The organism is Mitsuaria sp. GD03876, assembly GCF_029840635.1.
In the GTDB taxonomy this organism is placed as follows: domain Bacteria; phylum Pseudomonadota; class Gammaproteobacteria; order Burkholderiales; family Burkholderiaceae_C; genus Roseateles.
This window is the reverse complement of sequence record NZ_JAOCCU010000004.1, coordinates 174,985-199,398: the sequence shown is the minus strand read 5'-3', so window position 1 is coordinate 199,398 and position 24,414 is coordinate 174,985. Positions and strand designations below refer to the sequence as shown.

Annotated in this window: 24 protein-coding genes, 1 pseudogene and 1 riboswitch; of the genes and pseudogenes, 16 read left to right on the top strand and 9 right to left on the bottom strand. The window is 72.0% G+C overall.

The genetic code is table 11. From position 1 onward, the window contains the following. The 6 genes from N5D62_RS04545 to N5D62_RS04520 all read left to right on the top strand — a co-directional run. Positions 1-400 (top strand): oligopeptide/dipeptide ABC transporter ATP-binding protein (locus tag N5D62_RS04545; protein WP_347881801.1); only part of this gene is annotated, 400 nt, incomplete at its 5' end. Then, a complete protein-coding gene (locus N5D62_RS04540) occupies positions 397-1,206 on the top strand; it encodes an ATP-binding cassette domain-containing protein (RefSeq protein ID WP_279756388.1) in 810 nt (269 codons plus the stop codon). The genes N5D62_RS04545 and N5D62_RS04540, both read left to right, overlap by 4 nt. Before the next feature lie 9 nt (positions 1,207-1,215). Then, on the top strand, positions 1,216-2,727 hold the full coding sequence (locus N5D62_RS04535) for an ABC transporter substrate-binding protein (RefSeq protein ID WP_279756386.1): 1,512 nt from the start codon (positions 1,216-1,218) through the stop codon (positions 2,725-2,727). A 188-nt stretch (positions 2,728-2,915) separates the two neighbouring features. Then, entirely contained in the window at positions 2,916-3,518 is a 603-nt protein-coding gene (locus N5D62_RS04530; RefSeq protein WP_279756385.1) for a response regulator, read from the top strand. Continuing rightward, positions 3,515-5,929 (top strand): penicillin acylase family protein, encoded by a 2,415-nt coding sequence (locus tag N5D62_RS04525; protein WP_279756384.1) that lies wholly within the window; start codon positions 3,515-3,517, stop codon positions 5,927-5,929. The genes N5D62_RS04530 and N5D62_RS04525 overlap by 4 nt, the downstream gene beginning before the upstream one ends. After that, on the top strand, positions 5,926-6,807 hold the full coding sequence (locus tag N5D62_RS04520) for a hypothetical protein (protein WP_279756383.1): 882 nt from the start codon (positions 5,926-5,928) through the stop codon (positions 6,805-6,807). The genes N5D62_RS04525 and N5D62_RS04520 overlap by 4 nt, the downstream gene beginning before the upstream one ends. An 80-nt stretch (positions 6,808-6,887) precedes the next feature. Here N5D62_RS04520 and N5D62_RS04515 read toward each other — a convergent pair whose 3' ends face one another. After that, entirely contained in the window at positions 6,888-7,547 is a 660-nt protein-coding gene (locus N5D62_RS04515; RefSeq protein WP_279756382.1) for a glutathione S-transferase family protein, read from the bottom strand. 308 nt (positions 7,548-7,855) lie between these two features. On the opposite strand from N5D62_RS04515, the gene N5D62_RS04510 reads away from it, so the two are divergent. The 3 genes and pseudogenes from N5D62_RS04510 (at position 7,856) to N5D62_RS04500 (ending at position 9,258) form a co-directional block, all read left to right on the top strand. Continuing rightward, positions 7,856-8,470, top strand: coding sequence for a DUF6515 family protein (locus N5D62_RS04510; protein ID WP_279756381.1), 615 nt, complete (start codon positions 7,856-7,858; stop codon positions 8,468-8,470). Between the two features lie 300 nt (positions 8,471-8,770). Further along, positions 8,771-8,884 (top strand): annotated as a pseudogene (locus N5D62_RS04505) (type II toxin-antitoxin system prevent-host-death family antitoxin); the annotation flags it as partial. Further along, positions 8,881-9,258, top strand: coding sequence for a type II toxin-antitoxin system VapC family toxin (locus tag N5D62_RS04500; RefSeq protein ID WP_279756380.1), 378 nt, complete (start codon positions 8,881-8,883; stop codon positions 9,256-9,258). The pseudogene N5D62_RS04505 and the gene N5D62_RS04500, both read left to right, overlap by 4 nt. Positions 9,259-9,276: 18 nt before the next feature. Here N5D62_RS04500 and N5D62_RS04495 read toward each other — a convergent pair whose 3' ends face one another. Then, a complete protein-coding gene (locus N5D62_RS04495) occupies positions 9,277-10,284 on the bottom strand; it encodes an XdhC family protein (protein WP_279756378.1) in 1,008 nt (335 codons plus the stop codon). Positions 10,285-10,351: 67 nt separating this feature from the next. Between N5D62_RS04495 and N5D62_RS04490 the strand changes: the two genes are divergently transcribed. Both N5D62_RS04490 and N5D62_RS04485 read left to right on the top strand, forming a co-directional pair. Then, positions 10,352-10,921 carry a hypothetical protein gene (locus N5D62_RS04490; protein WP_279756376.1) on the top strand — a complete coding sequence of 190 codons (570 nt, stop codon included), beginning with the start codon at positions 10,352-10,354 and terminating at the stop codon, positions 10,919-10,921. 128 nt (positions 10,922-11,049) lie between these two features. Beyond that, on the top strand, positions 11,050-12,144 hold the full coding sequence (locus N5D62_RS04485) for an acyltransferase family protein (RefSeq protein WP_279756374.1): 1,095 nt from the start codon (positions 11,050-11,052) through the stop codon (positions 12,142-12,144). A gap of 37 nt (positions 12,145-12,181) precedes the next feature. Here the strand turns inward: N5D62_RS04485 and N5D62_RS04480 are convergent, their stop codons facing one another. Together N5D62_RS04480 and N5D62_RS04475 are read right to left on the bottom strand one after the other, a co-directional pair. Beyond that, entirely contained in the window at positions 12,182-13,024 is an 843-nt protein-coding gene (locus N5D62_RS04480) for a hypothetical protein (protein WP_279756372.1), read from the bottom strand. A gap of 142 nt (positions 13,025-13,166) precedes the next feature. Further along, positions 13,167-13,859 (bottom strand): YafY family protein, encoded by a 693-nt coding sequence (locus N5D62_RS04475; RefSeq protein ID WP_279756405.1) that lies wholly within the window; start codon positions 13,857-13,859, stop codon positions 13,167-13,169. 62 nt (positions 13,860-13,921) lie between these two features. Here N5D62_RS04475 and N5D62_RS04470 point away from each other — a divergent pair, with 62 nt between their 5' ends. Beyond that, a complete protein-coding gene (locus tag N5D62_RS04470) occupies positions 13,922-15,229 on the top strand; it encodes an NAD(P)/FAD-dependent oxidoreductase (RefSeq protein WP_279756371.1) in 1,308 nt (435 codons plus the stop codon). A 46-nt stretch (positions 15,230-15,275) separates the two neighbouring features. Here the strand turns inward: N5D62_RS04470 and N5D62_RS04465 are convergent, their stop codons facing one another. Further along, the gene (locus N5D62_RS04465) at positions 15,276-15,662 is read right to left on the bottom strand and encodes a VOC family protein (protein ID WP_279756369.1); all 387 of its coding nucleotides are present in this window, start codon (positions 15,660-15,662) and stop codon (positions 15,276-15,278) included. Between the two features lie 154 nt (positions 15,663-15,816). On the opposite strand from N5D62_RS04465, the gene N5D62_RS04460 reads away from it, so the two are divergent. The 3 genes from N5D62_RS04460 (at position 15,817) to N5D62_RS04450 (ending at position 19,464) form a co-directional block, all read left to right on the top strand. After that, positions 15,817-17,286, top strand: a complete 1,470-nt coding sequence (locus N5D62_RS04460) for an insulinase family protein (protein ID WP_279756368.1) — start codon at positions 15,817-15,819, stop codon at positions 17,284-17,286. Continuing rightward, a complete protein-coding gene (locus N5D62_RS04455) occupies positions 17,283-18,695 on the top strand; it encodes an insulinase family protein (protein WP_279756367.1) in 1,413 nt (470 codons plus the stop codon). Before N5D62_RS04460 ends, N5D62_RS04455 begins: the two co-directional genes overlap by 4 nt. Then, positions 18,675-18,808: riboswitch (yybP-ykoY riboswitch) on the top strand. It overlaps the preceding gene by 21 nt. A 77-nt stretch (positions 18,809-18,885) precedes the next feature. Beyond that, positions 18,886-19,464, top strand: a complete 579-nt coding sequence (locus N5D62_RS04450) for a TMEM165/GDT1 family protein (protein WP_279756366.1) — start codon at positions 18,886-18,888, stop codon at positions 19,462-19,464. Positions 19,465-19,478: 14 nt separating this feature from the next. On the opposite strand, the gene N5D62_RS04445 is transcribed toward N5D62_RS04450, so the two are convergent. The 4 genes from N5D62_RS04445 to N5D62_RS04430 form a co-directional block, all read right to left on the bottom strand. Continuing rightward, positions 19,479-19,892: a type II toxin-antitoxin system VapC family toxin gene (locus N5D62_RS04445; RefSeq protein WP_279756365.1), complete on the bottom strand. Its 414-nt coding sequence runs from the start codon at positions 19,890-19,892 to the stop codon at positions 19,479-19,481. After that, positions 19,889-20,146 (bottom strand): AbrB/MazE/SpoVT family DNA-binding domain-containing protein, encoded by a 258-nt coding sequence (locus tag N5D62_RS04440; protein WP_279756363.1) that lies wholly within the window; start codon positions 20,144-20,146, stop codon positions 19,889-19,891. Before N5D62_RS04440 ends, N5D62_RS04445 begins: the two co-directional genes overlap by 4 nt. 124 nt (positions 20,147-20,270) lie before the next feature. Further along, entirely contained in the window at positions 20,271-21,764 is a 1,494-nt protein-coding gene (gene glpK / locus N5D62_RS04435; RefSeq protein WP_279756362.1) for a glycerol kinase GlpK, read from the bottom strand. 52 nt (positions 21,765-21,816) lie between these two features. Then, complete coding sequence (locus N5D62_RS04430; protein WP_279756361.1) at positions 21,817-22,581, bottom strand: DeoR/GlpR family DNA-binding transcription regulator; 765 nt, start codon at positions 22,579-22,581, stop codon at positions 21,817-21,819. A gap of 240 nt (positions 22,582-22,821) precedes the next feature. Here N5D62_RS04430 and glpD point away from each other — a divergent pair, with 240 nt between their 5' ends. Next, on the top strand, positions 22,822-24,375 hold the full coding sequence (gene glpD / locus N5D62_RS04425) for a glycerol-3-phosphate dehydrogenase (protein WP_279756403.1): 1,554 nt from the start codon (positions 22,822-22,824) through the stop codon (positions 24,373-24,375). Positions 24,376-24,414 lie beyond the last annotated feature (39 nt).

Below are 24,414 nucleotides of genomic sequence, written 5' to 3'. Positions count from 1 at the left end.
CGACGCGCGGCTGCGGGTGCAGGTGCTGGAGCTGCTGCGCGAGTTGGTCGCGGAGCGCGGCATGGGGCTGCTGCTGATCTCGCACGATCTGGCGCTGACCGCGCGGCGCGTCGACCGGCTGCTGATCCTCTACGGCGGCCGCGTGATGGAGCAGGGCGCCGCGGCCGAGATGCTCGAGCACCCGCGCCATCCGTATACCCAGGCGCTATGGGCGGCGCGACCGCGGCTCGGCGGCGGCCGCGACCAGCCGCTGCACCCGCTCAAGGGCAACGTGCCGGCGCTGACGCAGCTGGGCGACGGCTGCCCGTTCGCGCCGCGTTGCCCGCTCGCGACCGCGCGCTGCGCCGCCGAGCCGCCGCGCTTCGACGGCCGCCTGGCTTGCTGGGAGGTCGCGTCATGACGTCGTCCGCCCCTGGATCCAAGAGCGACGGGCGCGGCGACCCGCTCGTCTCGCCGACTGGCGCGCCACCGCTGCTCCAGGTCGAGGGCCTGGGCCAGCGCTACGGCGGGCGCACGGTGCTGCGCGACATCGCCTTCACGCTGCCGGCCGGCGAATCGCTCGGCGTGATCGGCGAATCCGGTGCCGGCAAGAGCACGCTGGCGCGGCTGGTGATGGCGCTCGAACGCCCGCACCAGGGCCGCGTCTCGTGGTCGGGCGAGGACGTCAACGCGATGTCGGCGGCCGCGCGTCGCGCGCTGCGGCCGCGGGTGCAGATGGTGTTCCAGGATCCATACGGCTCCCTCGACCCGCGCTGGCGCGTGGGCCGCAGCGTCATCGAGCCGCTCGCGGCGCTGCCGATGTCCGAGGCGCAGCGCCGCGAGCGCCTCGCCGAGGTGTTGGCCGCGGTCGGGCTGGAGGCCGACGCGGCGCTGCGCTATCCGCATCAGTTCTCCGGCGGTCAGCGCCAGCGGCTGGCGATCGCGCGGGCGCTGTCGACGCGGCCCCGGCTGATCGTCGCGGACGAGCCGCTATCGGCGCTCGACGTGTCGGTGCAGGCGCAGATCCTGGCGCTGCTGCGCGACCTGCAGCGGCGCGAGGGCATCAGCCTGGTCGTCGTCAGCCATGACCTGCCCGCCATCGAGGTGCTGTGCGACCACGCGCTGGTGCTGCGCGGCGGCGAGGCGGTGGAGCAGGGCCCGGCCGCGCGCGTGCTGGGCGAACCGCGACATCCCTACACGCAGGACCTGCTGGCCGCTTTGGCATGATCCGCGGCCATGGACGACACCCTGGACCGCCGCCGTTTCCACCTGCTCTCGCTCGGCGCCGCCGCGGCGACCCTGGGCACCACGCTGCCCGCCTTCGCGCAGGGCACCGCGGCGCGGGCACTGGTGCTGGGCATGACGCTGGAACCGCCGGGCCTGGACCCGACGACCGGCGCCGCCGCGGCGATCGGCGAGATCGTGCTCTACAACGTGATGGAGCCGCTGACCAAGGTCGCCGAGGACGGCAGCGCGCGGCCCTTGCTGGCGCTGAGCTGGCGCGTGTCGGCCGACCAGCGGACCTGGACCTTCGCGTTGCGGCCGAACGTGCGCTTCCACAACGGGGAGGCCTTCGATGCCGGCGCGGTGAAGTTCAGCTTCGAGCGCGCCGGCGCGCCGAACAGCCTGAACAAGGATCGGCGCGTCTTCGAGAACATCGCCGCGATCGCCACGCCGGATCCGTTGACGGTGGTGCTGACGCTGAAGAACCCCGAGCCTGAGCTGCCGGCGCTGCTGGCGCAGGCGCCGGCGGTGATCGTCGAGCCCAAGAGCGCGGCGGGCAACGCGCAGACGCCGGTCGGCACCGGGCCGTACCGGGTCGCGCAATGGCAGCGGGGCGCGAGCCTCACGGTGGTGGCCTGGCCGGGCTACCGCGACGCGGCGGCCATCAGGATTCCGCGGGTGCAGTTCCGCTTCATCGGCGAGCCCGCAGCGCAGGTCGCGGCGCTGCTGGCGGGCGACGTGGATGTGTTCCCGCGCGTCGCGGCGGCGCGCGCGCTGAGCCAGTTCAAGGCGCAGGCCAAGCGTTTCCAGGTGATTTCGGCGTCCTCGCGGGCGAAGACGATCCTGGCGATGAATCATCAGCGCGCGCCGCTGGGCGACGTGCGCGTGCGGCGCGCCATCGCGATGGCGATCGACCGCAAGGCGGTGATCCAGGCGAGCGCCGATGGGTATGGCGTGCCGATCGGCAGTTTCGTCACGCCGGACACGCCGGGGTATGTCGACTGCACGGCGATCAATGCCTACGACCCGGCGGCGGCCAAGGCCTTGCTGGCGGAGGCGAAGGTGGCGGGGTTGGCGTTGTCGCTGAAGCTGCCGCCGGTGCCGTACGCGCGCCAGGGCGGGGAGCTGATCGCGTCGCAGCTGGGCGCGGTGGGCATTGCGGTGCGGATCGAGCAGATCGAGTGGGCGCAGTGGTTGTCGAGCGTCTATGGCAGCAAGGCGTATGACCTGACGGTGATTTCGCATGTCGAGCCGCACGACTTCGGCAACTTCGCGCGGCCGGACTATTACTGGGGTTATCGGAGCGCGCCTTTCAGCGCGCTGTATGCGCGGATGCAGGCCGAGGCCGATCCGGCCAAGCGCGCGGCGTTGTTTGGCGAGGCGCAGCGCCTGGTGGCGCAAGACGCGGTGGCCGCGTTCCTCTATCAGCCGCAATGGATCACGGTGGCGCGCGCGGGCCTGAAGGGCCTGTGGACGAAGACGCCGCTGTTCGCGAACGACCTCTCGACCCTGAGCTGGGCGTAACCCCCGTCTGCCCCCTGATGCGGGGACGCTTCCAGCAAGGCGCTGTCGCGCGAACGCATCGGCCAGGAGGGGTGGATGGCGGCTCATCGGACGTCATGGACCGGCCATCAACTCAGAGGGCTTTTCCTCTACAGTGCCCCCCTCGGCCGGTGTAGCGTGCCCGGTTCGGAGGAGTCGGAGAGAGCCGCATGCCGTTTGAATTGCCTGAGACCTTGCAGCCGTTCCTGCTGCCGTTGCTGATCGTCGTTCCCCTGGCGATCTTGATCATCATCATCACCGTGCGGCGCGGGGATTACCGGGATGTGGGCGCGCCGCCGCCGTCGCCGCGGCCGTTGCCGCCGGGGCCGGCGACACGCGCGGAGACGGGCCGGCCGGTGGCGCCGCCGGTGGCCGCGGAGGTGGTGCCCGAGCGTTTGCCGCTGCTGGTGGTGGACGATTCGGCGGTCGTGCGCGCGAAGCTGCTGAAGCTGTTCAGCGAGGCCGGCCACGAGGTGGTCGCGGCGCGCGACGGGGTCGAGGCGCTGGAGCTGCTGGGCCAGACGCGGTTCGGCGTGCTGGTCACCGACCTCGAGATGCCCAACATGGATGGATTCGAGCTGATCAAGGCGGTGCAGGGGGCGCTGGCCACCGAGGACCTGCCGATCATCGCGATCAGCGGCCATGAGGAGCTGCATGCGCGGCTGCACCAGGTGCAGGGGTTGTACGGCATGTTCCAGAAGCCGTGGAACGACCGCGAGCTGATCAAGCGCGTCGAGGCGCTGGCCCATGTGAGGCAACCGGTCCGCTCATGAGTGTCGGTCGCTGGCTGAAGCGCGGCGCGATCACGGTCGCCGTGCTCGTCGCGATCGGCGCCGCGGGCGCCGCCTGGCATGTGCATCAGAAGTTGCCCCGCCGCGACGGCGAGGTGCAGCTGTCCGGGCTGGGCGCGCCGGTCACGGTGCGCTACGACGAATGGGGCGTGCCGCACATCGACGCGCGCAACGAGGACGACCTCTACCGCGCGCTGGGCTACCTGCATGCGCAGGACCGCCTGTTCCAGATGGAGATGCTGCGCCGGCTCGCGCGCGGCGAGCTGGCGGAGGTGCTCGGGCCCAAGCTGGTCGAGACCGACCGGCTGTTCCGCACGCTGGGCATCCGGCAACGCGCCGACGAACTGGCGGAGGCCTCCGCGGCGATCACCGCGCAGCCCGGCGCGGTGCGCGCGCTGTATGCCTACCTGGACGGGGTCAACCAGTACCAGGCCACGCGGCCGGCGCCGCTGGAGTTCGAGGTCCTCGGCATCCCGAAGCGGCCCTTCACCGCCGCCGACACCTACAGCATCGCCGGCTACCTGGCCTACAGCTTCGCCGCGGCGTTCCGCACCGAGCCGGCGCTGACGGCGATCCGCGCGCAGCTCGGCCCCGAGTACCTGCGCATCTTCGACCTCGACTGGCATCCGCAAGGCGTGCTCGAACCGCAGGCGATCAACGCGGGCGCGCACGGCCGCCTGGACGACGTCGCGCCGATGCTGACGAAGCTGGCCGCCTTGAGCGACCGCGCCGCCGGGCTCGCCGGGCTGCCGCAGTTCGAGGGCAGCAACGCCTGGGTCGTCGCGGGCAGCCGCACCGCCAGCGGCAAGCCGCTGCTGGCCGGGGATCCGCACATCGCGTACTCGGCCCCGGCGGTCTGGTGGGAGGCGCACCTGCGCACCCCGCAGTTCGAGCTGTACGGCCATCACCTGGCGCTCAATCCGATGGCGCTGCTCGGGCACAACCAGCGCTTCGGCTGGAGCCTGACGATGTTCCAGAACGACGACGTCGACCTGGTCGCCGAGAAGATCAACCCGGCCAATCCGAACGAGGTCTGGTTCAAGGACCGCTGGGTGCCGATGACGGCGCGCCAGGAGATCCTGAAGGTCAAGGGCCAGGCGGACCAGGTGCTGACGCTGCGACGCTCGCCGCACGGGCCCATCGTCAACGACGCCATCCCGGGCGACCGCGGCGAGCGTCCGGTGGCGATGTGGTGGGCCTTCCTGGAGACCGAGAACCCGGTGCTGGACGGCTTCTACCGGCTGGGCCGCGCCGACACGCTGGACCGCGCCCGCGACGCGGCCAGCCTGATCCATGCGCCCGGGCTGAACATCGTCTGGGCCAACGCCACCGGCGACATCGCCTGGTGGGCCGCGGCGAAGCTGCCGATCCGGCCTCCGGGCGTGAACCCGAGCTTCGTGCTGGACGGCGCGACGGACGAGGCCGACAAGCTCGGCTTCCTGCCGTTCTCGGCCAATCCGCACGAGGAGAACCCGGCGCGCGGCTACATCGTGTCGGCCAACTTCCAGCCCGGCGGCGACACGCCGGTGCCGGGCTACTACAACCTGGCCGAACGCGGCCGGCGGCTCGACGGGCTGCTCAGCCAGGGCAAGCGCTGGGACATCCACAACAGCCAGGCGCTGCAGCTGGACGTGCAGACCGACTACGGCCCGCGCGTGCTGCGGCCGCTGATCCCGCTGCTGCGCGGTTCGGCCTCGGCCGACGAGCAGCCGCTGGTCGAGGCGCTGGTGCGCTGGAACGGCGCCTACAAGGCCGAGGCGGTGGCGCCGGTGCTGTTCCAGCAGTTCTGCGCCGAGCTGCTGCGCGCCGCGCTGAAGGACGAGCTCGGCGACGCGCAGTTCGAGAACCTGCGGCGCACGCGGGCGCTCGACCAGGCGTTGCCGCGGTTGACGGCGGACAGCGACTCGCCGTGGTGGGACGACCGCTCGACGCCGCAGCGCGAGACACAGACCGACATCGTGCGCCGCGCGTGGAAGGCGACGATCGCGCACCTGCAGGCCACGCTCGGCCCCGACAGCGCGACCTGGCGCTGGGACGCGGCGCACACGCTGACGCACGAGCATCCGCTGGGCAAGCAGCCCCCGCTGGACAAGCTCTTCAACGTCGGCCCGTTCCCGGTGCCGGGCGGGCACGAGGTGCCCAACAACTTCGCGCAGCGCAACGGCAGCGGACCGTGGCCGGTGGTCTACGGGCCGTCGACGCGGCGGCTGATCGATTTCGCGCGGCCGCAGGAGGCGCTCGGCGTCAACCCGGTCGGGCAGAGCGGCGTCTGGTCCGACCCGCATTACGCCGACCAGGCGCCGCTGCTGGCCAAGGGCCAGTACCGGCGCGAGTGGTTGGCCGAGTCCGACGTGCAGGCGCACGCGCGCGGCGTCCTGGTGCTGAAGCCATGACGGGGCAGCGTGCCGTCGGGCGCGTCCCGACCTTCGTCCGGCGCGTGGTCGCCGCGATCGGCATCGCGGCGCTGGCCGGCATGGCGACGGGCGCCGGGGCCGTCGAGTTGCCGGCGCCGGAGGCGTTGGCGAAGCAGTTGAACGAGCGCGCCCGCGCGACGTCCGTCGACAAACAGGGGGTCAAGCCGGTGCCGGTGGTCGTGACGGTGCTCGAGCCCCACCTGATGCGCGACGGCCGCATGCCCGAGGTGCGCTATGTCGGCGTTCCGGCGCGGGCGGCGCTGACGGCGGTGCTCGGCCCGGGCTGGGACGCGCCGGGGCAGGAACTGGAATTCCGCGCGCTGGATGGTTTCGTGTCGCGCATCCCGGTGGAGCGCTTCGCGCAGCATCCCGCGTGGCTGGTTCACGCGCGCGCCGACGGCCGGCCGTTCCAGGTCGACAACCACCTGCAGGGCGAGCGCCAGGTGCCGCTCGGCCCGTTCTACCTGGTGTGGGACAACCGCGCGTCCAAGGCCTTGCAGGCCGAGGGCGGCGCGCTGTGGCCGTACCAGGTGGCGTCGGTCAGCGTCGGGCCGTCGTCGACGCGGGCGCTGCTGCCCGAGGGCATGGCGGCGTACGCCGGCGCGGCGGACCTCGCCCGCACGCACTGCCTGAGCTGCCACCGCATCCGCGGCTACGGCGGCGACAAGATGCCGATCGACCTGGACGTCGTCGTCAAGGGCTACGACCCGCAGGCCTGGAAGCGCTGGCTGCTCGAGCCGTCGGCGGTCAAGCCCGGCACGACGATGCCGGCGCTGGCCGAGTCGGCGACGCCGGCCGAGCGCGAGGCGATGGCGCGGCAGCTCTACGACTACCTGCGCGCGCTGCCGGCGCGCTAGCCGACGGCCGCGGAGGCCGGTCCGGGCAGGCGGGACTCGCCACCCGGCGGTGCTGCCTGGCGGCGCGGGCCGTCAGGGCGTCAGAACCAGGGCTTGGGCAACTGCTCGGTCTCGATCGCGCGCAGCAGCGCGGGGCGCTGCGCCATGCGCTCGAGGAAGGCGCCCAGCGACGGGCGGTTGCGCGCCGGGTCGGCGAAGTTGCGGGTCCAGCGGCACAGCATGAACGCGAACGGATCGAGCACCGAGTAGCGCTCGCCGAGCAGGAACGGGCCGCCATGGCGGTCGAACTCGGCGGCGAGCAGGTCCAGCTGCGCGCCGGCGCGGACCTGCGCCTGCTGCTTCACCTCGGCGCTGCCGGCGGTGTTGCCGGGCGCGACGAAGCGGTCGGGGTAGTAGTAGCTGATGACGGTGGGCTGCAGCGTGTTGGTCAGCCACATCAGCCATTTGTAGGCCTGGGCGCGCTCGGCGGTGCCCAGCGCGGGCATCAGGCCGGCCTCGGGATGCGTGTCGGCCAGGTGCAGCAGGATCGCGGCGGTCTCGAACAGGACCAGCTCGTCGCCCTGGCGCGTGTCGCGCAGCGCGGGCAGCAGGCCGTTCGGGTTGATCTTCAGGAACGCGGCGGACTTGTGCTCGTCCTTGTCGCGGTCGACCAGCTGGAGCTGGAACGGGACGCCGAGCTCGTGCAGGACGACGTGGGGCGCGAAGCTGGCGTTGCTGGGGTAGTAGTAGAGCTCGATCATGGCGGCTGGGGGGCGCGGTGAGGTCGCGGGGATCGCGTCGACGGGTCGTGTCGACGGCGTTCGGAAGTCGTTTGGAACGCGTGACGACCGGGCCCGCGACGCGCGGATGCCCGGTCGGCGGGGCGCATCATCGCCGATCCCGACGGCGGTCCTGGCGGTCCCCTGGCGCGGCGCGGCCGACGCGCGCATGCCGGCGGAGCAATGCATCTTTACCCCGGCGAAACCCCCTTCCGTAGACGGGGCCGTGCGGGGTGGCGTTGAATCGGTTCCCTGGACTACCTGAACGCCGCAGGGGCGGCGTACCGATCATGAGCAAGCTTCGTTGGCTGATTCCCGTCGCGCTGGCCCTGACCGCGGGGGTGGCGTCCGCGCAGCATCACGGCGGTGGCGCGCGGGTCGGCATCGGCCTGCATTTCGACACCCGCTATCACCATGACCACTACTACCCGTCGACCGGGTATGTCGCGCGCGGGCTGCCGGGCGGCGCGATGTGGGTGGGCAACCGCTACTGGTACCACGGCGGCGTCTGGTACCGGCCATGGGGCCCGAGCTTCCAGGTGATCGCGCCGCCGCTCGGCGTCGTGGTGCCGGTCCTGCCGAGCGCCTACGTGACGCTGCGGATCGGCGGTTATCCGTACTACTACGCCAATGGCGCGTATTACGCGGTCGCGGCGCCGGGACCCGGCTACGTGGTCGTCGCGCCCCCGCCGGGCGCCGACGTGGCGACCCCGGCGCCGGTGGCGCCGCCGCGGCCCGATCCGATCATCTATCCGCGCAACGGCCAGTCGGCGGGGCAGACCGAGGCCGACCGCCAGGAATGCAACCGCTGGGCGACGACGCAGCCCACCGCGATGAACGACGCGGGCGTGTTCAACCGCGCCGTCGAGGCCTGCATGGATGGGCGTGGGTACAGCATGCGGTGAGCGCGGCGCGCGGCGGGCGGAAACGCCTGTCACAAGTTCGGCCGACTGAAACCCGATTCGCGACGATTGCTGCGCTGCGCGCCACGCTTGGCGACGCCGATCGAGCGGTTTTTTGACGTGGCGCAAGCCGGGCCCAGAACTTGGTCCTGGCCGGGCATGGTCGTCGAGGGCGACTCCTAGACTGGATCGCCCTCCCGTCCATGACCCAGGCCGCTCCAGATGAACCCGTCCTGCTCGACGTTCCCCAAATCGCCTGTCGCGCTCGTCGCTGGCCAAGTCCCGCCTGGCAGCGATGCGCCGCCACCGAAGCGGCGTATCCGATTCGGTGTCCTCAAGGGCCGGATCTGGGTCGCGGACGACTTCGATGCGCCTCTGCCCGATCAGATCCTGGCCGCCTTCGAAGGACGCCCATGACGCTCCTCCTCGATACGCACATCTTCCTGTGGGCGGTCGAGGAGTCGGATCGCCTGAAGGCCTCGACGCGGCGGCTCATCGAATCCGCCGACGTGGTGTTCATCTCCGCGGTGTCGATCTGGGAACTCGCCATCAAGGCGGGCCTGGGCAAGCTCAAGGCGGACCCCGACGAGTTGGTGGAAGCCATTGAAGAGTGCGGCTTTCGGGAGCTGCCCGTGAGCGCCGAGCATGCGGCGACGGTCATGGTCCTGGCGCTCCACCACCGCGACCCCTTCGACCGGATGCTCATCGCGCAGGCGATCAGCGAGGCGGCGCACCTCGTCACGGCGGACGAGCACCTGCCGCAGTACAGCGAGTTGATTCTTCAGGTTTGAAGCACCCTGCCGTGCCGGCTACAGCACGCACCCCGCCTCGCTCCCGTTGGTCGGGACCGCGCTGCTGCTGACCTGCACGCCATACCGTTCGGCCGTCATGTGCGCCAGGATCGCCAGCGCGATCTCGGGCGGCGTGCGGGCGCCGATGTGCAGTCCCACCGGTCCATGCAGCCGGTCCAGTTGCGCGTCGGTCAGGTCGAAGTGCTCCTTCAGCCGCGCCCGGCGCTTGGCCTGGTTCACCCGCGAGCCGATCGCGCCGACGTAGAACGCCGGCCCCCGCAGCGCCTCCATCAGCGCCAGGTCGTCGAGCTTCGGATCGTGCGTCAGCGCCACGATCGCCGTGTGCCCGTCCGGCTTGAGCCGCTGCACGACGTCGTCGGGCATCTCCCGCGTCAGCGGCGCGGCGATCAGCGTCCACGGATAGTCGTCGCGCGGATCGCAGACCTGCACCTGGTAATCCAGCGCCAGCGCCATCTGCGCCAGGTACTGGCTCATCTGCCCCGCGCCGATGATCAGCAGCCGCCACTGCGGCCCGTGATGCGTCACCAGCCGCGACTCGCCCAGCACCAGCCGGTCCGCGCCGTCGCGCGAATGCGCCGTCGGCTCCGCCAGCGTCACCGCGCCGCTGGCCAGGTCCAGCGTGCGCAGCACCCGCTCCCCGCGCGACAGCCGCTCCAGCAGCGGCTCGATCGCCGAGTGCGCGCCCACCGGCTCCAGCATCAGCTCCAGCGTGCCGCCGCACGGCAGCCCGAAGCGCTGCGCCGCCTCCGCGCCGACGCCGTACCGGATCAGCTCCGGCGCGCGCAGCGTCAGCGCGCCTTCGCGGATCTTCGCCACCAGGTCGTCCTCGATGCACCCGCCCGACACCGACCCGGCGATCAACCCGTCCGCGCGCACCGCCACGATCGATCCCACCGGCCGCGGCGCCGATCCCCAGGTCCGGGTGATCGTGCCCAGCACCACGCGCTGGTCGGCCGCGAGCCATTGCTGCACCTGGCGCAGCACCTGCAGGTCCATGTTGTCCATCCGCGCACCATAGCGAAATTCGTCCGCGCCCGCCGAGGCCGTCCGCCACAGGCCCACAATCGCCGCCATGCCCACGCTCGCCCTCAACGACGACCTCGTCCTGCCCGTGTCGCAGGCGCTGGCCTGGAACGCGCTGCACGACCTGGCCCTGCTCGCCGACAGCCTGCCCGCCGACGCACGCCTGGCCGCCGGCGCCGCGCCGCGGTCGTTCGACCTCGTCCTTCCCGGCTTCGACGGCCGGCTGCTGTTGCTGGACCTGGACGCCCCGAGCCGCCTGCGCCTGAGCCTCGAGGGCCACGGGCCCCGCACCCGCGCCGTCACCGGCCAGGCGCAACTCCGCCTGGAGTCGCTCGGCGAGGACCAGGCGCTGCTGCACGTCGCGCTGGTCCTGCAGGCGCAGGGCGAGCTGCCGTCCAAGGTCGCGGGCCTGAGGACGTTGCGCGAGCACCTGGCGGGCTTCGCCGCCGCCGTCGAACGCCGCCATCCGTCCGACCGCCCCAAGCCGGTCAAGGCGCCGCCGAAGCCCTGGCCCCAGCGCCTGCTCGACTGGTACCTCGGCTGGTTCGCCGGGATCTTCAACGGCACCCTGTTCCCGCCGCCGAAACCGCGCCCGAGAGGGTCTCGCCCCCGGCGTTGACCGGGCCTGCGGGCGTCATGCGACCGTCACATCCCGTGTTCGACGATGTAACTTATTGATTCGCTTATAGAATCTGGCATTTCGTCGGCCACCTCGGGGTGGCCGCTTCGTTTTTTCGCCCGATTCCGATGGCCTCTCGCCTGTTCCCGCTGGACGCGCTGCGCGCGCTTGCCGCGCAATTGATCGTGCTGCATCACCTCTCGGTCTACGGGCCGATCGCCGAGGCGATGCATGGGCTCTTCCCGCTGCTGAGCGGGTGGCTGTACGACTACGGCCGCATGGCGGTGCAGGTTTTCCTGGTGCTGGGCGGCTACCTCAGCGCGCGGGCGCTGTCGGCGCAGGAATCGCAGCTGCACCGCTCCGCGCCGGCCTTGCTGGCGCAGCGCTACTGGCGCCTGGTGCCGCCGTTCATGGCCGCCGTGGGCCTGACGCTGCTGGCGTCGTGGCTGGTCGCGCCGCTGCTGCCCGAACTGGTGCCGGCGCAGATCCGCCTGACGCAGGTCCTGGCGCACGCGCTGCTGCTGCACGACCTGATGGCGGTGGAGGCGCTCACCGTCGGCGCCTGGTACGTGGCGATCGATTTCCAGCTGTTCGCGCTGCTGCTGCTGGTGATGTGGCTGCTGCGCTGTCTGCCGCTCGGGCGCGCGGTCCGGCAGTGGATGGCCCCGGCGGTCGTCGGCGCGCTGTGCGCCGCGTCGCTGCTCAAGTTCAACCGCATGGCCGACCTGGACGCCTACGCGATCTATTTCTTCGGCGCCTACGGCCTGGGCGTGCTGCTGTGCTGGTGCCAGGGCTGGGCGCCGGCGGCCCGGCGCGCCGGGTTGCTCGCGCTGGGCGCGCTGATGGTGGCGGCGCTGGCGCTGCAGTTCCGCGAGCGCCTGGTGGTCGCCGCGCTGACCGCCGCGGTCATCGCGCTGTGGCGCGGCGGCGCGATGCCGGCCTGGTTCCAGCATCGCGGCCAGGCCGGGGTGCAGACCCTGGCGCGCCACGCGTACGCGCTGTTCCTGGTGCACTTCCCGGTCTGCCTGCTGGTCAATGCGCTTTACGAGCACCGCGCCGAAAGCCCGGCGCCGATGCTGGACGCGCTCGCGCCGCTGGCGCTGGTGGCCGCCTGGGCGCTCAGCAATGTCGCCGCGGTGCCGTTCCATCGCTGGATCGAGGCCCCGCTGCTGCGGTGGCGCCCAAGCGCCACCGCGCTGCCCGCGCGCGTCGCGGTGCGCTGACGCGCTGTCCGCGGTCCGCGGTCGCGCGGAGGCGCGCTCAGGGAATCGGACCGATCGTCGGCACCCCTTCGCGGTCGGCCAGCTTGTGCGCCTGCCAGGCGATGCCGTAGCGGCTGTAGCGCACCAGCGCGCGGCCGGCGACCTTCTCCGCCTCCTGCATCGCCTCTCGGTACGACCGCGACAGATGCCGCATGCCGTAGGACGCGATCACCTGGCCGGTGCGGTCCCGCCCGGCGCGGCAATGCACGAACACCACGTCCGCGACCCCGTCGACCGCCGGCGCCTGCAGCAGGTCCTGCAACTGCCGCACCAGGTCGTCCATCCGGTCCAGGCCACGCCAGCGCTCGATCATGCGCCGCACCGCCCCGGGGTAGTCGGCAGGGTCGGTCAGGGCGCCATAGATCGGGTGGTGGATGAACCGGCCTTGCCCTGGATGCGCCGCCCAGAAGCGCCGCTCGGCCTCGAGCGCGTCGGACTCGACCAGGTCGTTCATCAGGCTCACGTCGACGATCCGGAATCGCTCCGGCCAGGCGCCGCTGGCCGCCTCCCGCAACGCCGCGACCAGCGCGTCGTACTCGAAGCGGCCGCCGTCGGTCGGCGCGTTGCCGCGCATCAGCAGGTGCGGCGTGCCCTGGCCGCGCGCGACCAGGTGGACCATCGACGGATCGAGCTGCCGCGACATCAGCCGCTCGTCGCCGTAGCTGCGGCCGAGCAGGACCGCGTCGTCGTCGGCCGGAGTGGGGGCCGGCGGCGCGGGTTCGTCCTTGCCGCCGCCGGAGCAGGCCGGCAGCCAGGGGACCAGCGTCAGTCCCGCGGCCGTCGCGAGGGCCTGGCGCCGGGTTCGGGGCGTGGGGTGGAAAGATGAGCGCGTCGAGCGCATCGGGCGTCCTCGAAGTGGAAGGACGCGCAGGCTCGTCCCGGCGCGGGACCGGGTCCATCGTCAATCGATGCGCAATCGCGCGGCGCGCGGCGGGTTCAGCGCATTTGCGCCGGCCGCTTGCGATCGCTCAAGCCGCGGGCGCTCAGGCCCAGTTCTCGCGGGCGTTCTCGCGGCGCTGCAGGTCGGCCAGCGTCTTGCCGGGTTCGTCCCGGAAGCGTTCTTCCAGCACTTCCAGCTGCTGCACCCGGTCGACGCGGAAGCTGCGGAAATCCTCGCGCAGCTCGCACCAGGCGGAGAAGGTCCACACCGGTCCCCAGAAGAAGCAGGCCAGCGGCCGCACGACGCGGGAGCTGGTCTGGTCGCTCAGGTCCAGGTAGTTCAGGCGCAGCTTGGTGCGGGACTCGGTCGCCTGGCGCAACTGGGTCAGCCGTTCGCGGGTGGCGTCGTCCAGGCCGCGCTGCGGCGCGTAGACGGTGAGGCTCTCGGCCGCGGCGCGCGCGGCGCCGGGCAGCACCGCCAGGATCTTCCCGAGCGCCTCCTCCGCGCGCTGGCCGAGCACCGCGTCCAGCTGCGGCTGCGCGAGCCGCACCGCGGCGACCAGCGACTGGGCTTCCTCGGCGCTGAACATCAGCGGCGGCAATTCGAAGCCCACCCGCATCCGGTAGCCGACCCCGGCCTCGCCGTCGATCGGCACGCCCTGCTGCTGCAGCGCCGCCACGTCGCGATAGACGGTGCGGATCGACACCTCCAGCCGCTGCGAGAGGAACTCGGCGGTGGTGAGGCGGCGTCCACGGATGAGCTGGACGATTTGGAACAAGCGGTCGGCGCGGCGCATCTGGCCATTGTCAGCCATGGGAATGACCTGTCCGGGTCGTCATCCCCGCTAGGATGTGCCGCATGGATGACCCTGATGCCGCGCTTCCCCATGTCGTGATCGTCGGTTGTGGTTTCGGCGGCCTGGAGGCCACGAAAGTCCTCGACGGCCAACCGGTCCGCATCACGCTGATCGACCGCAGCAACCACCACCTGTTCCAGCCGCTGCTGTACCAGGTCGCGACGGCGGGGCTCTCGGCGCCGTCGATCGCCTCGCCGATCCGCCACATGCGGCGCCACCAGCGCAACCTGACGGTGCTGATGGCCGACGTCACCGCCATCGACAAGGCGCGGCGCGATGTCGTGCTGTCCGACGGCCAGCGCCTGCGCTACGACCACCTGGTCGTCGCCGCCGGCGCGACGCACAGTTACTTCGGCAACGACCACTGGCAGGCCCACGCGCCCGGGCTGAAGACGCTGGCCGACGCCTTCCAGCTGCGCGCGCGGCTGCTGAGCGCGTTCGAGCGCGCCGAGACGCTGCCCGACGCCGCCAGCCGCGAACCCTGGCTGAACTTCGTCGTCATCGGCGGCGGGCCGACCGGGGTCGAGATGGCGGGCACGTTGGCCGAGATCGCGCGCCACACGCTGCGCGACGAGTTCCGCCGCATCGACCCGAGCCGCGCGCACGTGCTGCTGGTCGAGGGCTCGGACCGGGTGCTCGCGGCGTTCAAGCCGGCGCAGTCGGCACTGGCCAAGGCGCAGCTGGAGCGGCTGGGCGTGCAGGTGCGCACCGGCTGCCGGGTCGTCGGCATCGACGAGGACGGCGTCGACCTCCAGACCGCCGACGGCGGGACGGAGCGCATCGCCTCGCGGACCAAGGTCTGGGCGGCCGGCGTGGCCGCGTCGCCGCTGGCGCGCACGCTGGACGTGCCGCTGGATCGCGCCGGCCGGGTGATCGTCGACGAGCACATGAACATCCCCGGCCATCCGGAGGTCTACGTCGTCGGCGACATGGCCGCGGCGACCAGCCTCGAGAAGGACGGCAGCCGCAAGCCGGTGCCCGGCGTCAGCCCTGGCGCCAAGCAGGCCGGCCGGCATGCGGCGCGGCAGATCCTGGCGCGGCTGCGGGGCCGCTCGGAGCGCCCATTCCATTACATGGACTACGGCAACCTCGCGACCATCGGCCGCAAGGCGGCGGTCGCCGACCTGGGACGGATCCAGTTCAGCGGGTTCGCCGCCTGGCTGTTCTGGCTGTTCGTGCACGTCTATTTCCTCATCGGGTTCCGCAACCGCCTGCGCGTGTTCGCCGACTGGGCCTGGGCCTACTTCACCTTCCAGCGCCACGCCCGCATCGTGGTGGAGCCGCCTTCCGGCGGCCGCGACGAGGCCTGAGCCGGGGCGCCGGCCGCGACCTCGGCGTCGGCGTCGGCGTCGGGCGTCAGATCGGCGTGCAGATCTCGACCAGCGTCCCGTCCGGGCAGCGCACGTAGGCGACCACCTGGCCCCAGGGCTTGGTCGTCGGCGGGGTCAGGCCTTGCGCACCGGCGGTCAGCGCCTGCGCGTAGGCGGCGGGCACGTCCGGCGTGGCCAGGCCGACCTCGATGCCCAGCGGCGCGCCGCCGTCGTCGGCGCGGCGGTAGTCCTGGCCGAGGTTGCCGCGCGCGATGTCGTGCCGCGCGAACGACAGAGTGGTGGCGCCGGTCTCCAGCTCGCCATAGGCGCCGGAGTCGTGCAGGAAACGCCGCTTCAGGCCGAAGGCGCGTTCGAAGAACTCCAGCGACGCGGCCACGTCCTCGACGTAGACGATGGTGTAGGCGAATTTCATGGCGAGGCCCTCCAAGGCATGACGACGCAGGCCGGACGGCCTGTCCCCTGCGCGCGGGGCACGCCCCCCGTTCGGGCGGGGCGCTCCCGTCGCGCTGTCGCGCCGATGATGCGGACCGGCTGCTGACAGCGGATTGGCAGCTAGGATGCCGGCCATGAGTCCCTCGTCCCTCGAGCCGCAGCGACTGCCCAACGGCCTGCTCTGGCTGGCGCGTCCGGTCGCGGGCGCGCAGGCCGCGGTGCGCGTCGTCTACCGCTGCGGCGGCCGCGACGACCCGACCGGGCGCAGCGGCCTGTCGCACCTGGTGCTCCGGCTCGTCGCCGGGGCCAGCCGCAACCTGGCCCCGGGCCAGTTCCATCGCCTGATCGCCGCGTCCGGCGGCCGCAGCCGGATCGAGATCGACGAGGACTTCGCCGCGCTGCAGACCGTGGTCCCGGCCCATCAGCTCGAACGCCTGCTGTGGGCCGAGGCCGAACGGATGAGCAATCCGCGGCTGGATCCGGACACGCTCGCCAGCGCGCGGCTGCAGCTGCGCCAGGCGGTGCAGGAACCGCAACTCAATCCGTATGCGCGCCTGGACCTCGCCGTCCAGCGCCATGGCTACCTGACGCATCCGTACCAGCGCGGCGCCCTCGGCGATCCGGAGCAGCTCAAGGACCTCGACATCGACGCGGTGCGGGCCTTCCACGCGGCGCGTTTCGGCTGCGACCGGGCGCTGCTGGTGGTGACCGGCGCGTTCGACGAAGGCGCGCTCGCGCGCTGGGTGATGCACTACTTCGGGTCGATCCGGCCGCCGATGCCGGTGACCGGCGCCTCGCTCCCGGCGTCGATGCCGGCTTCCGGCGGGGTGGCGGGGTCGGCCTCGACGCCGGCGGCCGCCGCTTCGCCGCCGATGCCGCCGATGCCGGGCTCGGCGGCATCGTCGCCCGCGTCCGCCGCCCTCGCGGTGGCGCCCGCTCCGATGGCGGCTCCGGCCGCCCCGGCCGCGTCCCTCCCGCCGATGCCGGCCGAGCCGCGCGAGCTCCGCGAATCCCGCCGCCCGCAGAACCAGACGCTGAAGCTGTCGCTCGCGCAGGCGCCCCTGCCGGCGGCGGCGCTGGTCTGGCAGGTGCCGCGCGCCGACGATCCGTCCCTGCCGATGTGGCAGATGGCGCGGGCGCTGCTGGGCCTCGGACGCTCGGGCCGGTTGACCGACACGCTGGTCGACGAGAAGGCGCTCGCGCATCAGCTCAGCCTGCGGCTGGACCAGCACCGCGACGCGGGGTTGCTGGTGGCGCAGGCGCTCGCCGCGCATGGACAGACCGCCGCGCCGCTGGCGCAGGCGCTGCAGCAGGAAGTGCTGCGGCTGGCCGACGAGCCGGTCACCGATGAGGAACTCGACAAGGCCAAGGCGATGCTGCGGCGCGAGACGCTGTCGGCGCAATGGACCGCCGACCGGCTCGCCCGCGCGCTCGGGACCGCCTGGGCGGTGCGGGGCGATGCCGGCGCGCCGGCCAAGGACATGGCGGTGTGGGTCAAGCTGACCGGCGTGGAGCTGCAGCAGTTCTGGCGCAAGCAGGTGGTCCAGGCACCGGTGCTGACCTTGCTGGCCGACATCGGCGCCGCCGCGGGAGTCGCCGCATGACGCTCGTGCTCAATCGACGGGGATGGATGCTCGGCGCGGCGATCGCGTCGGGATCGACGGCCTGGCCGGCGTTGGCGCAGGACGGGTTCGATCGCCCGCCGGAGGCGCCGCAGGTACCGCCGCCCGCGCCGCTGGCGATCGAGCAGACGCGGCTGCCGAATGGATTGCGCGTCGTCGTGCTGCCGCGCCCCGGCGCGCCGCGAACCGCGATCCGGCTGATCGGCGAGGGCGGGTGGCTGCGCGACCCGGCCGGCAAGGAAGGGCTGGCCGAGGTGGCGCTGTCGATGCTCGCGCAGGGCGCCAAGCGCGACGGCGAGGAGATGGAATCGGCCGACATCGCCTACGCGGGCGACCTGCTGGGCCTGCCGCTGCGGCTGGAGCTGACGCCGTCGACCGCCGAGCTGGCGCTGGAAGCGCTGCCGGACCAGTGCGACGACGCGGTCAACCTGATGGCCGACCTGACGCAGCGTCCGCTGCTGGCGTTCGAGGCGCTGGAGCACATCCGCAGCCGCGCCGTCGACGCGCTGGTGCTGCGGCGCGCCGATGCGCTGCTGCTGGCGCCGTGGGCGGCGAGACGCCAGTTCTGGGGCCGCGCCCAGCCGGTGCAGACGACCGCCAGCCTGAAGCGGCTGCGCCGCGAGGACGTGCTGGGGTTCCATCGCCAGTACTGGCGGCCGGAACGCGCGGTGCTGCTGTTCGCGGGCGACCTGACGCTGCAGGCGGCGCGTGGACTGGCCGAGGACTTCATGGGCGACTGGCGCGTGCCGAAGGCGGCGCCGCCGGGGCCGACGCCCGCCTTGGCGCTGGCCTCCGCGGTCCCGGTCGCGTCGGTGGCGCAGTTCCTGCCGCTGCCGCAGGGGCAGGGCGGCCGGTTGATCGTCCAGACCCCGGTGCCGCGCGGCACGCCGCCGGCGCTGCGCGAACTCGCGCGCACGCTGATGCAGCAGCGCCTGGCGGCACGGCTGCCGTGGCCGTGGGAGTGCGAGATGGAGTCGCTCGGCGGCGCGTTGTGCTGGCGGATGAGCGTCACGTTGCCGGTGACGGCGGTGCCCGACCAACTGGCGCAACTGCGCGAGCAGCTGCCGCTGATCGCGGCCGAGCCGGTGACGCCGGACGACCTGGCCCTGGCGCAGGCCTTGGCGCTGGGCGACTGGCAGGCCCAGTTGGCCGAGGCGCCGGACGAAGGCCTCGCGAGCGCGCTCGCGGCGGGCGAGGGCGACGACTTCGCGCAATGGCCGCAACGGGTGAAGGCGGTCAGCGCGCCGGTGCTGCAGCTGTTGATGGCGGCCAGCTGGCGCGACAACCGCACGCATCTGCTGCTGTTGGGCGATGCCGGGCCGCCCGCGCCGGCCCAGCGGGCTTGGCCGGGGCTGGCGCTGACTACAATGCGCGCTGTCATTGGGGAGTAGCCGCTGCACCCCGCCCGTCGCCCGACGGGCCGATTCAGCAGACCCGCGTCAACAGACTTGAGCCTCGGCTCATGGCGCGAGGTAGCCAGGAACCCACCGGTTCCCAGCCTGGCGAGACCTTTGACCATGCCCCCGGACTTGCGGCCGGCGGTGGCATGGTCAATGGTTCGTCCCGGCCGCCGAGTTCCCCATGGAAGCCTTCCTCATCTCCACCGGCCTGGTGGCCCTCGCCGAGATCGGCGACAAGACCCAGTTGCTCGCCTTCATCCTGGCCGCGCGTTTCCGCCGGCCCGGCCCGATCGTGCTGGGCATCCTGATCGCGACGCTGGTCAATCACGCCTGTGCGGGCGCGGTCGGGAGCTGGATCACGACGCAGGTGTCGGCGCAGACGCTGCGTTGGGTGCTGGGTGTCGGCTTCATCGCGATGGCGGCGTGGACGCTGATCCCCGACAAGATCGACGAGGAGGAAACCGGCGGCAAGTTCCGCATGGGCGTCCTGGGCACGACGATCGTGGCGTTCTTCCTGGCCGAGATGGGCGACAAGACGCAGATCGCGACGGTGGCGCTGGCGGCGCGCTTCAACGATCTGTGGCCGGTGGTGGCGGGCACGACCTTCGGGATGATGATCGCCAACGTGCCGGCGGTGCTGGTGGGCGACAAGCTCGCGCACAAGCTGCCGGTGCGGCTGGTTCACGGCATCGCCGCGGCGATCTTCGCGGTGCTGGGGGTGCTGACGCTTCTGGGGGCGGGGGAGTCGTTGGGGTTCTGATTCGAAAGCGGGCGCTAGCTGGCATCGGCCGGTAGCGACACGAGTTGCATGCCAGCCGACTTGGCCGCCCTCGCATCGAATGTCATCGTGCAGGAACATCCGGCGTTGCTGCACCGACGCTCGATCAGGTAGTCGGGCAAGTCGGCGCTTCCCTGCCGGAAGCGTTCGACCGCGTCGGCCACCTCGGCACACCGCTCCACCTCGAGGTGGCTGGCCGTGAGCAGGTGCTGAAGGGTCCGCACGAGGCCTTCCCGGCCGATCTTGTAGCAACGGCCAAGCACCCAGCTCAATTCCAGGAGCGCGGCAACCGAAACGTACCCGCGTTTCGATGACGTGAGGGATTCCAGGAAGCGCATGGCGACAGGCGAATGCGCGACGTCATCGTCCGCGAAGTACCGGACGAGGATGTTGGTGTCGATGCCGATCATCGGACGTGCCCTCCGCGTGAACGGATGGCCCGGTTCATGTCCTTGAGCGACACCTTGCGGCGAGGCTTCCCGAGCATGCCGTACAGGCTCAGCGGGTGCTCGCCGGAGTAGATGAGGAACTCCTGTGGCGAAAGCTGCAGGAACTCGACGCGGTCTCCCGGCTTCAGGCGAAGGATTTCGCGGACTTCATCCGGCACGCTCAACTGCTGGCCTTCGCTGTACGTGCCGGTCTTCACCAGGTCATGTGGATCCATGGACGACGCTCCGAAAGGAAAGCGGTCCACTCTATGGACGCCGATCCGGTCCCGCACTTCCCCAAATCAGTCATTGAGGGGTGAGGTCTTGCCCCCTTGAATGGGGCCACCGGAAGGGCGAGCGCTACCGCGCCGACGCCTGCCGCACCGCGCGCTCCCACTGCCCCATCAGCTCCTGCGCGCGCTCGCGCGACATCGTCGGACGGAACACCCGTTCCGCCTGCCAGTTGCGGCCGATGTCCTCGAGGTTGCCGTAGACCCCCGCCGTCAGGCCCGCCAGGTAGGCCGCGCCCAGCGCCGTGGTCTCGATCACCTTCGGCCGCACCACCGGGATGCCCAGCAGGTCCGCCTGGAACTGCATCAGCAGGTCGTTCACGCAGGCGCCGCCGTCCACGCGCAGCTCGCTGACCGGCGCGCCGCCCGCGGCCACCGCGTCGCGGCTCATCGCCTGCAGCAGCGCCGCGCTCTGGAACGCGATGCTCTCCAGCGCCGCGCGCGCGATGTGCGCCACCGTCGATCCCCGCGTCAGACCCACGATCGCGCCGCGCGCCTCGGCGTCCCAGTACGGCGCGCCCAGCCCGGTGAAGGCCGGCACGAACATCACGCCGCCCGCGTCCGGCACGCTCTCCGCCAGCCCCTGCACCTCGCCGCTGGCCTTGATCGCGTTCAGCCCGTCGCGCAGCCACTGCACCACCGCCCCGCCGATGAACACGCTGCCCTCCAGCGCGTAGCGCGGCGTCGCGTCGATCTGCGCCGCGCTCGTCGTGATCAGCCCGTTCGCGCTGGTCTGGAAACGCGCGCCGGTGTGCATCAGCATGAAGCAGCCGGTGCCGTAGGTGTTCTTGGCCATGCCGGCCTCGAAGCAGGCCTGGCCGAACAACGCGCTCTGCTGGTCGCCGCCGATGCCGCCGATCGTCAGCGCCGCGCCCAAGTGCTCCGCCGCGGCCCGGCCGAATTCGGACGCCGACGGCTTGACCTCCGGCAGCAGCGCCTTCGGGATCCGCAGCAGCGCCAGCAGGTCCTCGTCCCAGCGGTTCTCGCGCACGTTGAACAGCATCGTGCGCGACGCGTTGCTGACGTCGGTGACATGCACCTCGCCGTTCGTGAGCTTCCAGATCAGCCAGCTGTCGATCGTGCCGAACGCCAGTTCGCCGCGCTCGGCCGCGTCGCGCGCGCCGGCGACGTGGTCGAGGATCCACTGCAGCTTCGTGCCCGAGAAGTAGGCGTCGACCACCAGCCCGGTCTTGGCCTGGATCGACGGCCCGTGCCCCTGCTCGCGCAGCGCCGCGCACTGCGGCTCGGCGCGCCGGTCCTGCCAGACGATCGCGTGGTGGACCGGCCGTCCGGTCTTGCGGTTCCAGACCAGCGTCGTCTCGCGCTGGTTGGTGATGCCCAGCGCCTTCACCTCGGCCGCCTTCAGGTCGGCCTTGGCCAGCACCTCGCGCGCGACGGCGAGCTGCGTGTCCCAGATCTCGTCGGCGTCGTGCTCGACCCAGCCGGGCTGCGGATAGATCTGGCGGAACTCGCGCTGCGCCATCGCGACGATGCGTCCCTGCGCGTCGAAGACGATCGCGCGCGAACTGGAGGTGCCCTGGTCCAGGGCCAGCAGGTAGGTCATGGTGTCTCGCTCTTGTCGTGTCAGGGGCGGGCGTCCGGCCCGGGCGGCGCCGCTACCCGGCCACCACCAGCTCCACGCCGGCATCGATCATCAGCGCGGGGAAGGGCTCGGGCGGCGGCTCGTCGGTGAACAGCGCGTCGATCTGCGGCAATCGGGCGACCTCGGCCATCGCGGGCCGGTTGAATTTCGTCGCGTCCGCCGCGACCCACACCTCGCGCGAATGCTCGACGATGGTCCGCGCCACCATCACCTCGCGGTAGTCGAAGTCGCGCAGGCTGCCGTCGGACTCGATGCCGGAGATCCCGATCAGCCCGATGTCCACCTTGAACTGGCGGATGAAGTCGACCGCGGCCTCGCCGACGATGCCGCGGTCGCGGTGCCGCACCGAGCCGCCCACCATCACCAGCTCGCAGTCCGGGTTGTCGCTCAGGATCATCGCGACGTTCAGGTTGTTCGTGATCACCCGCAGCCCCTTGTGGTGCAGCAGCGCGTGCGCGACGGCCTCGGTGGTCGTGCCCAGGTTCAGGATCAGCGAGCAGCCCGCGGGAATGCGGGCCGCGATCGCGCGCGCGATGCGCGCCTTGCCGTCGGCCTGCATCGCCTGGCGCTGCCGGTAGGCGATGTTCTCGGTCGTCGACGACGGCACGCGCACGCCGCCGTGGAAGCGCTGCACCAGCCCGGCCTCGGCCAGCCGCTGCACGTCCCGGCGCACCGTCTGCAGCGTGACGCCGAACTTCTCGGCCAGCGCCTCGACGCTGACCGATCCATGCGCGCGCACCTCCTGCAGCAGGTCGTTCTGACGGGGGTTCGGATTCATGGCGCGCAGGCTAAAGGAACCAAAACGAACACATGATCGGGTTTACCCTGGGCTCAAACGCGCGCATTCGCGCTAAAAAGAAAAAAGAAGAACAGAATTGCGAACTTCTGAACGGCCACCCGAGGGTGGCCGTTCGACCGATTCGCCGCCCAGGAGACCCATCCCTTGACTGCCGCCACGACCTTCGATCCTTCCGCGACGACCGCGCCGGGCCAGCCCGGCGTCCCGGGGACGTGCGACGTGCTCGTCGTGGGCGGCGGCATCAACGGCGCGGGCATCGCGCGCGACCTCGCCGGCCGCGGCTGGAAGGTCGTGCTGGCCGAGGCCTCCGACTTCGCGGCCCACACCTCGTCCTCGTCGACCAAGCTGATCCACGGCGGGCTGCGCTACCTCGAGTACTACGAGTTCTCGCTGGTGCGCAAGGCGCTGCAGGAACGCGAGGTGCTGCTGCGCAGCGCGCCGCACATCATGTGGCCGCTGCGCTTCGTGATGCCGCACGACGCGGCGATGCGGCCGGCCTGGATGATCCGCATCGGGTTGTTCCTCTACGACCACCTCGCGCGCCGCGAGGTGCTGCCCGGTTCCGAGGGCGTCGACCTGCGGTCCTCGCCGTACGGCGAGCCGCTCAAGCCCGCGTACACGAAGGGCTTCGTCTACTCCGACGGCTGGGTCGACGACGCGCGGCTGGTGCTGCTGAACGCGCTCGACGCGCGCGAGCACGGCGCGGTGCTGCACACCCGCACGACCGTCACCGGCGCGCAGCGCCATGCCGACCGCTGGACCGCGACGCTGCGCTGCGCCGACGGCGAACGCACGCTGCAGGCGCGCGCGCTGGTCAACGCCGCCGGCCCCTGGGCCGAGGGTTTCCTGCGCGACGTCGCCCGGCCCGCCGGCGGCGAGGCGCTCGCCACCAAGAGCCTGCGGCTGGTCAAGGGCAGCCACATCGTCGTGCGCAAGCGCTTCCAGCACGACCACGCCTACATCTTCCAGAACCCGGACAAGCGGATCATCTTCGCCATCCCCTACGAGGACGACTTCACGCTGATCGGCACGACCGACGTGGAACTGCCGGCCGACGCGCTGGCGGGTTTCGGCAAGGCGCGCATCGACGAGCGGGAGATCGCCTACCTCTGCGAGCAGGCCAGCCGCTATTTCCGCGAGCCGGTGACGCCGTCGGACGTCGTCTGGACCTACGCCGGGGTGCGCCCGCTGCTGGACGACGCCTCGGGCGACCCGTCCGCCGTCACCCGCGACTACCTGCTGGAGACGCATGCCGAGGGCGGCGCGCCGCTGCTCAGCGTCTGGGGCGGCAAGATCACCACTTTCCGCAAGCTGGCCGAGGACGCGGCCGACCTGCTGGGCGAGCTGCTCGGTGACCGCCGTCGCGCCTGGACCGAACACGCCCACCTTCCCGGCGGCGACCTGCGCGACTGGATCGGCGCGCCGCAGCGGCCCGACACCGATTTCCAGCGGCTGCTGTCCGCCGTCGGCCAGCGCCACCCCTGGCTACCGCCGTCGCTGGCGCGGCGCCTGGCGCGGGCCTACGGCGCTCGCCTGGGGCGGGTGCTGGGCGGCGCGGAGCGGCTCGACGACCTTGGCCCGGAGATTGCCCCGGGCCTGCACCAGGCGGAACTCGAGTACCTGGTCCGCGAGGAGTGGGCGCGCGCGGCCGACGACGTGCTGTGGCGCCGCTCCAAGCTGGGACTGCATTTCACCGAGGCGCAGCGCATGGCGGTGGTCCAGTGGTTCGCCGAGCGCGAGCACCTCTGGGCCAGGCCGGTCGCCGCGGCATGACCCGACCCCCCCTGAACGACCTGCGACGCAGGAACGACA